The sequence below is a fragment of the Lysobacter sp. Root494 genome, assembly GCF_001427225.1.
In the GTDB taxonomy this organism is placed as follows: Bacteria; Pseudomonadota; Gammaproteobacteria; order Xanthomonadales; family Xanthomonadaceae; genus Agrilutibacter.
Window position 1 is genome coordinate 602,492 of sequence record NZ_LMFH01000005.1, and the last position, 12,328, is coordinate 614,819.

The 12,328-nt window shown below is 61.3% G+C and carries 6 protein-coding genes; 2 read left to right on the forward strand and 4 right to left on the reverse strand.

The window, feature by feature from the left end:
* Positions 1–12 precede the first annotated feature (12 nt).
* From ASD14_RS06090 to ASD14_RS06105, 4 genes are all read right to left on the reverse strand, one after another.
* The gene (locus tag ASD14_RS06090; protein WP_056130468.1) at positions 13–1,188 is read right to left on the reverse strand and encodes an acetyl-CoA C-acyltransferase; all 1,176 of its coding nucleotides are present in this window, start codon (positions 1,186–1,188) and stop codon (positions 13–15) included.
* Between the two features lie 295 nt (positions 1,189–1,483).
* Positions 1,484–2,641 carry an isovaleryl-CoA dehydrogenase gene (locus tag ASD14_RS06095; protein ID WP_056130471.1) on the reverse strand — a complete coding sequence of 386 codons (1,158 nt, stop codon included), beginning with the start codon at positions 2,639–2,641 and terminating at the stop codon, positions 1,484–1,486.
* Between the two features lie 119 nt (positions 2,642–2,760).
* On the reverse strand, positions 2,761–3,864 hold the full coding sequence (locus tag ASD14_RS06100; protein ID WP_056130473.1) for a Glu/Leu/Phe/Val dehydrogenase dimerization domain-containing protein: 1,104 nt from the start codon (positions 3,862–3,864) through the stop codon (positions 2,761–2,763).
* 243 nt (positions 3,865–4,107) lie between these two features.
* Positions 4,108–5,376 carry a 2OG-Fe(II) oxygenase gene (locus tag ASD14_RS06105; protein WP_082538765.1) on the reverse strand — a complete coding sequence of 423 codons (1,269 nt, stop codon included), beginning with the start codon at positions 5,374–5,376 and terminating at the stop codon, positions 4,108–4,110.
* A gap of 272 nt (positions 5,377–5,648) precedes the next feature.
* On the opposite strand from ASD14_RS06105, the gene ASD14_RS06110 reads away from it, so the two are divergent.
* Positions 5,649–9,200 carry a methylmalonyl-CoA mutase family protein gene (locus tag ASD14_RS06110; protein WP_056130477.1) on the forward strand — a complete coding sequence of 1,184 codons (3,552 nt, stop codon included), beginning with the start codon at positions 5,649–5,651 and terminating at the stop codon, positions 9,198–9,200.
* Positions 9,201–9,249: 49 nt separating this feature from the next.
* Positions 9,250–12,210 carry an RNA-directed DNA polymerase gene (locus ASD14_RS15985; RefSeq protein WP_157475122.1) on the forward strand — a complete coding sequence of 987 codons (2,961 nt, stop codon included), beginning with the start codon at positions 9,250–9,252 and terminating at the stop codon, positions 12,208–12,210.
* Positions 12,211–12,328: the final 118 nt, after the last annotated feature.

The following is a 12,328-nucleotide window of genomic DNA, read 5'->3' on the forward strand; positions in this document are numbered from 1 at the left end:
GACTCGCGAGATTCAGATGATTTCGATTGCAACTGCAGTGGCTTCGCCACCACCAATGCAGAGGGAAGCAATGCCGCGCTTGCCGCCACGCTGACGCAGGGCATTGATGAGCGTCACGACCAGGCGGGCACCGCTGGCACCGATCGGGTGGCCAAGCGCGCAGGCCCCGCCGTTGACGTTGACCTTGTCATGCGGAATGCCGAAATCCTTCATCGGCGCCATGGCGACGCAGGCGAAGGCTTCATTGATCTCGAACAGATCCACCTCGGCCGCTTCCCATCCGGCCTTCTTCAGGACATTGGCAATCGCCGTCACCGGCGCGGTGGTGAACCATTCCGGCGCCTGCGAATGGGTGGCGTGCGCCACGATGCGTGCGAGGGGCTTGAGGCCACGGCTCGCGGCTTCGCCGGAGGACATCAGCACGGTAGCGGCTGCACCGTCGGAGATCTTCGACGACGAGGCGGCCGTGAGAACGCCGTCCTTGCCGAATGCGGCGCGCAGGGTCGGGATCTTCGACGTATCGATCTTGCCGGGCTCTTCGTCCGTATCCACGACGACGTCACCCTTGCGGCCCTTCACCGTGACAGGAACGATTTCGTCCTTGAATGCTCCGCCGGACACCGCCGCCTGCGCGCGCTTCGCGCTCTCTTCGGAAAACGCATCAAGCGCAGCGCGATCGAAGCCATACTTGTTGCAGGCCATGTCGCCAAACACGCCCATCGCCTGCTTGTCATACGGATTGGTAAGGCCGTCCCATGCCATGTGGTCGAGCATTTCGGCACTGCCGTAGCGCGTGCCGGTACGCGAGTTGTTGAGCAGGTGCGGGGCATTGGTCATCGACTCCATGCCGCCTGCGACGATCACCTTTGACGAGCCGGCCTTGATCGCGTCGTGCGCCTGCATGATCGCCTTCATGCCCGAGCCGCAGACCTTGTTGATGGTGGTGCAGCCCGCTGAAGCGGGCAGGCCGGCGCCCAGCGACGCCTGGCGGGCGGGGGCCTGGCCGAGGCCGGCCGGCAACACGCAACCCATGATCACTTCGTCGACCTGATCAGGAGCAACCCCCGCCTGTTCCAGCGCGCCAGTGATGGCTGCGGCACCGAGCGTCGGCGTCGGGACGCCCGTGAATTGACCGAGGAAGGAACCAATGGCGGTGCGCTTGGCACCGACGATGACAACGTCACTCATGGAGGACTCCGGAGTTGGACAGGCCGGCGCGCGGCCGGAACCCCTGGATTATGGGCTTCCTTGTTGCAGTGCCGCAAATCGCTCGTTCCGCGAGCCCAACTGCGGTGTCTCCAGGTTGGGCAAGCCTGTGGATTCGATATCGAACCGCGCTGGAGCAGCGGCAAGATGCTTCGTCTTGACCCGACAATCGTCATGAAGCAGTGGCCGACTACCAGCGGGCGATGCTGCGCTGGGCCAGGCCGTTCTGAACAACCGCATGATCGAAAAAGCCGCCTGATGGGCGGCTTTTTTGTTTTCAGCTGCGGCCGTCGAACAGCTCGCGTCCGATCAGCATCCGCCGGATCTCGTTGGTGCCTGCGCCGATCGCGTAGAGCTTCGCGTCGCGCAGTATCCGTCCGGTGGCGAATTCGTTGATGTAGCCGTTGCCGCCCAGTGCCTGGATGCCTTCCAGCGCGACCTGCACGGCGGCTTCCGACGCATGCAGCAGGCAGGCCGCCGCGTCGATGCGGCTCTTGTGGCCGGCGTCGTAATCGCGCGCGACCTGGTAGGCGAACGCGCGCGACGACTGCAGCGACGTATACATGTCGGCGATCTTCCCCTGCATCAGGCCGAACGTGCCGATGGCATGCTCGAACTGCTTGCGTTCGCGAACATAGGGCAGGGCGATGTCGAGTGCAGCCTGCATCAGTCCCAGCGGGCCACCGGTGAGAACCAGGCGTTCGGTGTTGAGGCCCGACATCAGGACCTTTACTCCGTTGTGTACTTCACCGAGCACGTTTTCCTGCGGGATCTCGCAATCCTCGAACACGAGCTCGCAGGTGTTGGACCCCCGCATGCCGAGCTTGTCGAGCTTCTGCGCCGTGCTGAAACCCTTCATGCCTTTCTCGACGATGAAGGCCGTCATGCACTTGCTGCCCGCATCCTTGCCGGCGGTGCGCATGTAGACGATCAGTACGTCCGCTTCGGGACCGTTGGTGATCCACATCTTGTTGCCGTTCGCGATCCAGGCGCCGTCGCGAAGTTCCGCGCGGCACGACATCGAACCGACGACATCCGAGCCCGCGCCCGGCTCGCTCATCGCCAGCGCACCCTTCCATTCGCCGTTGCACAGTTTCGGCAGGTACTTCGCGCGCTGTTCCTCGTTGCCGTTGGCGAAGAGGTTGTTGACGCAGAGATTGGAATGCGCGCCGTACGACAGTCCGACGGAACCCGACGCGCGCGAGATCTCCTCCATCGCGACGAGATGGGCGAGATACCCCATGTCGCTGCCGCCGTACTCGCCGGGAACCGTCAGGCCCAGCAGCCCCATTTCGCCCAGCTTCGGCCACAGGTCCTGCGGGAACCAGTTGTCGTGGTCGATCTGCGCCGCGCGCGGTGCGATCTCGGCATCGGCGAACCGGCGCACGGCATCACGCAATGCATCGATTTCTTCACCGAGGGGGAAAGGGCGCATGGGAATCCTTGCTTGAAGATGAAAAAAAGTGGCGGCCCGCGTGAATTCTATCGCTTCGGTACTTCCGTCCCAAATGAAAACGCCCGGACAGGCCGGGCGTTTTGCATTACAGGTAGCGGTCAGTGCCCGCCACGGATACGACCCTGGAAGCGCGGCTGCGCACGGCCCAGCGGGAGCTTCAGCTTGCCGATCGCGCTGATGCGCTCTTCGGCGAGGCGGTCGGCGGCCTTGTAGGTCGGGATCGCATCGCGCTCGGCGATCTCATAGATGCGCGCGAGGTTGTGATAGATCGTGCGCATCATGCGCATGGCGCGTTCGCGGTTGTAGCCGTCGAGTTCCAGCGCCACGTTCATCACGCCACCCGCGTTCACCGCGTAATCCGGTGCGTACAGGATGCCGCGCTTGACCACTTCGTCGCCGATGGCGTTGTTGGCCAGCTGGTTGTTGGCCGCGCCGCAGATGATCTTGGCCTTCAGGCGGGGCAGGGTCTGTTCGTTGATCGTGCCGCCCAGCGCGCAGGGCGAATACACGTCGGCCGGCACGTCGTAGATCTCGTCCAGGCCGACCGCTTCGGCGCCGTATTCCTCGACCGCCTTCTCGACCAGCTGCTTGTTGATGTCGGTGACGAAGATCTTCGCGCCGCGTTCCTTCAGCAGCTTCACGTATTCCATGCCGACGTGGCCGAGGCCCTGCACCGAATACGAATACTTGCCGACTTCCTCGTCGCCGAAACGCTTGTTGAGCGTCGCCATCAGGCCCTGCAGCGTGCCGTAGGCGGTGAACGGCGAGGGATCGCCCGAACCACCGTGCACCTGGTGCACGCCGGTGACGTACTCGGTTTCGCGATACACGTATTCCATGTCGTTGACGTCGATGCCGACGTCCTCGGCCGTGATGTAACGGCCGCCCAGCGACTCGACGAACTGGCCGAACGCGCGGAACAGCGCTTCGGACTTGTCCGTCGCCGGATCGCCGATGATCACCGCCTTGCCGCCACCGATGTTCAAGCCCGCGACCGCGTTCTTGTAGGTCATGCCGCGCGACAGGCGCAGCACGTCATTCAACGCGTCCGCTTCGGTCTTGTACGGCCACATGCGGGTGCCGCCCAGCGCGGGGCCGAGCACCGTGTTGTGGATCGCGATGATGGCCTTCAGGCCGGCGTCCTTGTTGTGGCAGAACACGACCTGTTCATGGCCGAAGGTGTCGAGGGTTTCAAAAATCATCGGATGCTCCGGTTGGCGGCCGGGATGCGCTTGGCAAGCGGCGCCAACAAGGTGATGTAAGTCATTGAGGGGCTTGATAACTGCGGTAAAAAACAGGGGCTGTGCCCGTCCGCAGGCGGCGTAGTCTACGCCAATCGTCCGGAGCCGGCCCGTATCCGGAGAGGCGAGTGCGCTGCCCGATTCCAGTACGTCGGCGTATGTGAATGGGGCCCCGAACCGGCAAACCTTGCGCGACGAAGTGCTTCAGTACGCCCTGTATCGCCCCTGGCGAATCCACAACGTCGCCAGCCATTTCTCACCCTGCTGCACGGGCAGCCCGGCATGCAGCGAATCCGTATCCGGCCGTCCATCCGCATGCAGGTTGTCGAAGATCACCGCACGCCCTGCACGCGGTGCGATCTTCAATCCGGCGACGGGGAATTCCGTTTCGCCGCCGGCTTCGGGCTCGTTGAGATACACGCAGATCGTGCGCTGCCTGTTTCCCGCGTCCGGACGGTCGTGTTCGATTGAAGCCGGCGGCCGGTAATCGCGATGTGGACGATATTCCTCGCCCGGGCGATAGCGCAGCACGATGAGGTGTTCCGCGTGCGACAAGGGCATGCCAGCCGCCGTCGCCATGCGCAGCTGCACTAGGCGCAGCGCGAGGTCCTCGAGGATGGGATCGAAGCTGGCGTCCTCGCTGGTGCGCAGTTCCATCGGTACGGGTAGACCCGTTTCCGGGTCCACGGTGCGCGATCGCTGCAGCCGCGGTTCGGCGCACGCGACCAGGAGCCTGCATTCGTCCGCAGACAACAGCCCATCCGCCAACCAGACGCGCGGGTGCTCAGCCTGTTCGGTTCGTTCCGTGGGCCGCAGCACTTCCTCCAGCGCGAGAACGCCAGCGGCCGGCATCGCTTCGCGTCCGGCAGGAGCAACTTCGATGGCGGGCATCGCACCGATGCCGTGCCGCGCCAGCTGGAGCGTGATCTCGCGCGCTGCATCGGGCTGTGGCGGGCAGCCTTCGCCGCGTGCAAGGCGTTCGGCCAACAGCCGCGCCGCGATGGCGTCGCCGCGCGCGGCTGCGCGTTCCAGCAACTGGAGGCAGCGGGCCTGGTCGGCCTCGTTCTGTTTGCGGCCGAAGTGGATCGCCGCGGCGCGCAGGGCAGGCGCGTGGTCGGCGCGGACCGCGTTGAGCAGACGTTCGTTGAAGCGGCCGTCCGCAGGCACCATCCCGTCGCCGAACGACAGGAGTACGAGGAAATATCCGGCAACGGCGCTGCCTGCCGCCTCCGCCCGCAGGAACCACTGCGCCGCTTGCGCGGGGTCAGGCTCGGCAGCGATGCCGAACATCAGCATGCGCGCGTACTCGATCTGCGAACTCACCAGACCCTGTTCCGCCGCGCGCCGGTGCAGGGGCAAGGCTTCGTCGATCTCCTGGCGCAGCACCAGCGCGCTGGCCAGTTGATACAGCGCCTGCGGCGAACCGCTGGCGGCCCGCTGCCGGAGTTGCGCGATTACGGCGTCGTCGGTCATCGAGGGGCGCAAGCAAGGTTGGTGGTGCCCGAGTTTATGGCAGGCCGGCGTGGATCGGCCTGGACGCAACCTGCAACGGCGATGCGATCGACAGCTTTCCGACCACGTGTGCCATAACCCGCTGCAACGCCACACCTCCGGTTCCTGCGTGAGGCCGCAGGCGGCTGCATGGCCCGGCGGTCGAGCCAACGCAGCCTGCATCCCGCTTCGGAAAGGCCCTCCACACCGGCGCGTTACAATGCGGATTCGATCGTTTCCGTACTGAGCGCGTCATGAGCACTCCCGTAAGCAACCTCCCCGAAGCCACCCTCGCGCCCGAAGAGAGCGCTCTCGATCAGAGCCGCAGCCCGCTGCGCTTCGTCACCGCCGCCAGCCTGTTCGACGGTCACGACGCCGCCATCAACATCATGCGCAGGCTGATCCAGGGGCAGGGCGCCGAAGTGATCCACCTCGGCCACAACCGCTCGGTGGAAGACGTCGTCCGCGCCGCGCTGCAGGAAGACGCCGACGCCATCGCGCTCTCGTCCTACCAGGGCGGCCATGTCGAGTACTTCAAGTACATGGTCGACATGCTCAAGGAACGCGGCGCCTCGCACATCCGCGTGTTCGGCGGTGGCGGCGGCACCATCACGCCGGAAGAGATCAAGGAACTGCAGGCCTACGGCGTCGAGCGCATCTACCACCCCAACGACGGCATGCACATGGGCCTGGTCTCCATGATCGAAGACGTCGTGCGCCGCGCCGAAGCCGCGCGCCTGCCCATCGACAAGCCGCACAAGGTCGCGTTCGACAACGAGATCGAAATCGGCCGCATGCTTTCCGCGATCGAAGAGAGTGCGCTGGACGAATCCGAGCTTGCCCACCTCCGCAAGGAATGGCAGCTCGCCGGCGGCAAGACGCCCGTCGTCGGCATCACCGGCACGGGCGGCGCCGGCAAGTCGTCGGTCACCGACGAACTGCTCAACCGCTTCCTCGGCAACTTCCCCGACATGCACATCGCGGTGATCTCGGTCGACCCGACCCGTCGCCGCACCGGCGGCGCGCTGCTCGGCGACCGCATCCGCATGAACTCGCTGCGCTCCAACCGCGTCTTCATGCGCTCGATGGCCACGCGCCGCCAGCACATGGCGACCAACATCGTGTTGAAGGACTGCATCGGCTTCCTCAAGTCGCTGGGCTACGACCTCGTCATCGTCGAAACCGCCGGTATCGGCCAGAGCGATTCGGAGATCGTCGACCTCGTCGACTTCCCGATGTACGTGATGACCTCCGACTTCGGCGCGCCCAGCCAGCTCGAAAAGATCGACATGCTCGATTTCGCCGAACTCGTCGTGCTCAACAAGTTCGACAAGCGCGGCGCCGAAGATGCGCTGCGCGACGTGCGCAAGCAGTGGAAGCGCAATCGCGTCGCCTTCCAGACCAGGGACGAGGACGTCCCGGTCTATCCGACCATCGCTTCCCAGTTCAACGATCCCGGCATCAGCTGGATGTTCGCCAACCTGTGCCGCCTGATGCGCGACAAGCTGTCGCTGCCGGCGGAGGAGTGGTCGCCCGAGATCGACACGAGCCTGAAGGAACCGCGCGCCACCGTGCTGATCCCCGGCGCCCGCGTGCGCTACCTCGCCGAGATCGCCGAGCAGGGCCGCGGCATCAACAGCAAGATCGAAAGCCAGGCGGAAGTCGCCGATCGCGCGCAGAGCTATTGGCAGTCGTTGCACGACCTGGGCGATGAAGCACTCCCGAAGGCCCTCGACCTTTACGCCGCCGAACACTTGCTCGTCGTTCCCGCGCAGGCGGGAACCCAGCGACTTTCGCCGGACGAAGCAAAGTCACTGGATCCCCGCCTTCGCGGGGATGACGACAAGGTGGCTGATCGCACGCTCCTGACCCTCCGCCAACGCTACAACGACGCCATCCAGTCCCTAAGCAACGAAGCCCTAAAGCTCCTCCGAGACTGGCCACAACGCCTCAAGTCCATCACCGACGAAGTCACCGAATACGAAGTCCGCGGCAAGGCCATCAAGGTCGAGAACTACCGCGAATCCCTCAGCCACCAGAAGATCCCCAAGATCGCCGCCCCCACCTACAAGTCGTGGGGCGAACTGCTCGTCTTCCTGCAGAAGGAAAACCTGCCCGGCTACTACCCGTACACCGGCGGCGTCTACCCGTATCGCCGCACCGGCGAAGACCCGATCCGCATGTTCGCCGGCGAGGGCACGCCCGAGCGCACCAACCGCCGCTTCCATTACCTCAGCGTCGGCCAGCCCGCCGCGCGCCTGTCCACCGCCTTCGACAGCGTCACCCTGTACGGCGAAGACCCCGCCGTGCGCCCGGACATCTACGGCAAGATCGGCAACTCCGGCGTCAACATCGCCACGCTCGACGACATGAAGAAGCTGTACTCCGGCTTCGACCTGTGCGCGCCCAGTACCTCGGTGTCGATGACCATCAATGGCCCCGCGCCGATGATCCTCGCGATGTTCATGAACACCGCGATCGACCAGCAGGTCGAGAAGTACCTGCGCGAAGACAGCGCGCGCTGGGACGCCGCGCACAACAAGATCGAAGCGATGTTCGAAGGCAGGCAGCGCCCGCAGTACGCCGGCATGCTCCCCGAAACCAACGACGGCCTCGGCCTGGGCCTGCTCGGCGTCACCGGCGACCAGGTCGTCGAGCCCGAGGTCTACGAGAAGATCAAGGCGCACACGCTGTCCACCGTGCGCGGCACCGTGCAGGCCGACATCCTCAAGGAAGACCAGGCCCAGAACACCTGCATCTTCAGCACCGAGTTCGCCCTGCGCATGATGGGCGACATCCAGCAGTACTTCGTCGACAGGAACGTCCGCAACTTCTACTCGGTGTCGATCTCGGGCTACCACATCGCCGAAGCCGGCGCGAACCCGATCAGCCAGCTCGCCTTCACCCTGAGCAACGGCTTCACCATCGTCGAGTACTACCTCGCGCGCGGGATGAAGATCGACGACTTCGCGCCCAACCTGTCGTTCTTCTTCAGCAACGGCATGGACCCCGAGTACACCGTCATCGGCCGCGTCGCCCGCCGCATCTGGGCGCGTGCGATGCGCGAGCGTTACGGCGCCAGCGCGCGCAGCCAGATGATGAAGTACCACATCCAGACCAGCGGCCGCTCCCTGCACGCGCAGGAGATCCAGTTCAACGACATCCGCACCACGCTGCAGGCCCTGTACGCGCTGTTCGACAACTGCAACAGCCTGCACACCAACGCCTACGACGAAGCCATCACCACGCCGACGGAAGAAAGCGTGCGCCGCGCCGTCGCCATCCAGATGATCATCAACAAGGAACTGGGCCTCAACTTCAACGAGAACCCCTGGCAGGGCAGCTTCATCGTCGACAAGCTCACCGACATCGTCGAGGAAGCCGTCTACAAGGAGTTCGAAGCCATCAGCGAGCGCGGCGGCGTCCTCGGTGCCATGGACACCATGTACCAGCGCGGCAAGATCCAGGAAGAGAGCCTCTACTACGAACACAAGAAGCACGACGGCTCGCTGCCGCTGATCGGCGTCAACACCTTCCTGCCCAAGGACCACGGCGGGGACATCGTCACCGAGATCGAACTGATCCGCAGCACGGAAGCGGAGAAGGGGCAGCAGATCGAGAACGTTGCGGGGTATCAGCGCAATCGCAATGGGTATGCGGCTGAGGGGTTGAAGCCGCTACAGGCGACGGCGCGTGAGCGGCGCAATGTGTTTGCGAGTTTGATGGAGGCGGTGAAGACGCATAGCTTGGGGCAGATTAGCCATGCGCTTTATGACGTGGGTGGAGAGTATCGAAGGAATATGTAACGGTTGAAGGGCGCCATTGGCGCCCTTTCTACTTGAGTCAGGGGGATGAATGTTCGGAAAGGAAGATCTGTATCGCGCTTATCGCAAGGCGAAGCACGAGGCATTCTTTGATGGGACTCAGCCAAGTTTGCTTAGCTTCGTTGAGTACGAGGCCAATTTAGATCAGAACCTAGAAAGACTTGGCAGGATTCTCGCTAACAAGGCTAAGCCGTGGTATCGGAGGCCGGAGATAGTTTGCGGATTTACCTACCTCCCAAAAAGTCTTTCTGCTGTGAATGCAGAAGCGGGCGAGATAGCTCATTTCTCCACAGGAGATCAAGTCCGGGACTGGACATCCAAGTTTCATAGGGCTGGAGTCAGGGCGAACGCTGAATTTCGACTGGTGATCGTCCCTAGTATCGAGTTTCAGATCATTTCGGCACTCTGGGTCATGCACGTTGGGCGCGTGTACGACGCGGCGCTGTCTGACCGATGTGTATATGGAAATCGGCCGCGAAAGGCTGTTCGAGACGAAGAGGGTGGAATCGTTATTGAAGACGACTCTTTTGCACTCTTTAAACCCTACTTCTCAGGCTATCGCGAGTGGCGTGAGAATGGCTTGCGTGCGATGCGTGGCGCGATCGAAGGCGGCGATTCGATTATCGCAGTGACGATGGATGCCCAGCGTTATTACCACTCGATCTCACCGCGATTTCTACTTTCGCGATCGTTCTTGGCTGCGAGTGGAGTTGTCCTCTCTGAAGAGAAGCTCCGCTTTACCGCTGAGATGGTTGATGCTCTCGAGTTCTGGTACGCGGGGACGCCTGATTCTGATGGCTCTAGTATTGGTGCGGTTCCGGTGGGCTTATCTGCCTCAAAGATCATTGCCAACGTACTGCTTGTTGAGTTTGACAGGGCTGTAAATGAACGTCTCGATTGCATCTATTACGGTCGTTATGTGGATGACGTCTTTCTAGTTGTTAGAGGTGAAGGTCTTTCTAACGCCGAAGAAGTAATTCGATGGATGCGAGAACGGCTCGATGGGTATGTGGTCCTAGACAGGGCAAAGGGAGAGTCAACCGGCCTGAGGGTGACATTGCCGTATCTGGAAGGCTCTCGCGTTGTTTTTGCTGGATCTAAGCAGAAGATCTTTCTTCTCAGCGGACACCATGGGGCGGATCTTGTTCGTCAAATATCAGAGCACATTAGGCAAGCCTCCAGCGAGTATCGGCTTGTTCCTTCGCTTGGTGAAGTGAACAAAGTTCTGACCAGCGCGTTGTTGGCGACTGATGATGCAGCAATAGAGGCTGACGCGCTAAGAAAGGCGGAGGCGATGAGTATTCGAAGGCATGGTCTGTCGATTGCTACTCGCAATCTCGAGGGTTATGCCAGAGATGTATTGCCAATCGAATGGGAAGAGAAGCGCAAGGAGGCTTATGGCCTAGTTCTCCGGCACGTGATAACGCCTATCGGTTTGTTCAATTACTGGCGTTATATCGCCCGTGTCTTTGGTGTGATGGTGGCGTGTGGCGACTGGTCATCTGCTACTAAGCTCCTAGATCGTGTAAATGAAGTGTTCCTGGCTGTCCGCGATGGAATTGACAAAGCCAGCAGTGAAAAGCTGGCATCGATGGCCGATGTTTATAGGCGAAGCTTTCTTGAAACTGCCGTCTCGGCATCCACTGTCGCTGGTTTCACGTTCCCAAAAAGTTTCAGGAAATTGCTGCGCCGCCTTGATCCGAGTAGCACCTACTTCCGAATTTCAGAAATAACCACTTCTGCAGCGAAGGAAAAATCGTCAAGGATGTTGCTGTCTGACCTGGGGCGGAGACCCTATAAGGATTACTGGTACAACGAGAATCCGAAAAGCAGGAGTCCGCGCCCAATACCCGAAGTTCGCTTTGTGCGTCAGATGGTTGAATTGGTTTCTGGGCTCAAACGCCATCTCGTTCGGTCGCTCAACGATCCACACTGGCCAGCGATCGCCTTTGCAACTCGACCGCCGACCCTTCCTGAGATTGGCTTGATGATGCCGGCATTGCTGGAGGAGTCTGGAGGGGTCGCAAAGGCGTTGTTGGCTATACGAGGTGCCGGAGTTCCGACGTCAAGCCGAGGGCTGCGGATTGCCAGAGCAAAGAAGAGATTCTTCGATCACCATGTTCCATTTCGCCGGAAACCAGGGGCGATATCAGTAGCAGTGTCGAGCTTCCTTACTACTCGCTCACAGTGGGATCAAGCGTTAGTTGGAACGCCCGATCTCTCGATAGACAGATACGAACGTCTTATCACCTTGGTGAACTCAATTATTCGGCAGGCTCCAGAGGTGAACTACATAGCTTTGCCTGAGAGCAGTATTCCTTTTCATTGGGCGTTTTCGATAGCCAAGAACCTTTCTAAAGTCGGAATTTCACTTATCTGTGGACTAGAGACGGCGCCCAAAGCAGGGCGATACCGCAACGACGCGCTCGTTTCTTTGGTGACGAATTTTGGTGGATACCAAGCCAGCCTCATTTTTCGGCAGCCAAAGATGGCGTTGGCGCATCGTGAGGCAGAAGATGTGGAAAAGGCCAAGCTTCATTATCGTGAGCCTAAGGCGCCCAGAGGGCGTCCTCTCTACGTGCATGGGGATTTCTTGTTTTCCGTGTTGTTGTGCAGCGACTTGACCAACATCAATCACCGGCGGGCATTGCAGGGTCAGATTGATGGCCTCTTTGTGTTGGAATGGAATCCTGATGTGGACACATTCTCCTATCTTGTTGAGTCCGCCTCACACGATCTCCATGCGCCGGTTGTTCAAATCAATAATCGCGAATATGGCGACAGTCGAATTCGGGCGCCATACAAAGTGGACTACGAACGAGATGTTGTGCGCATCAAGGGAGGTGATCGGGACTTCTTCGTCGTTGCATCATTCGACCACTTGGCTTTGCGCGATTTTCAAGAACACGGAACTAATGCTGGGAAATACAAGCCACTCCCGATTGGCTATTTAATGGCCCCTCGCAGAAAACGAGGTGCCGAGACGAGCTGAGTCAACCCGCGTAAGGTGGACTTGAGCCCGCCCTATGACCTCTCATTTCATGATGCGTAGGGTGAGACCTGGCCCACTGCTTTGGGCAAAACAGGGTCAGAGTAGTTTTTCGATTCGC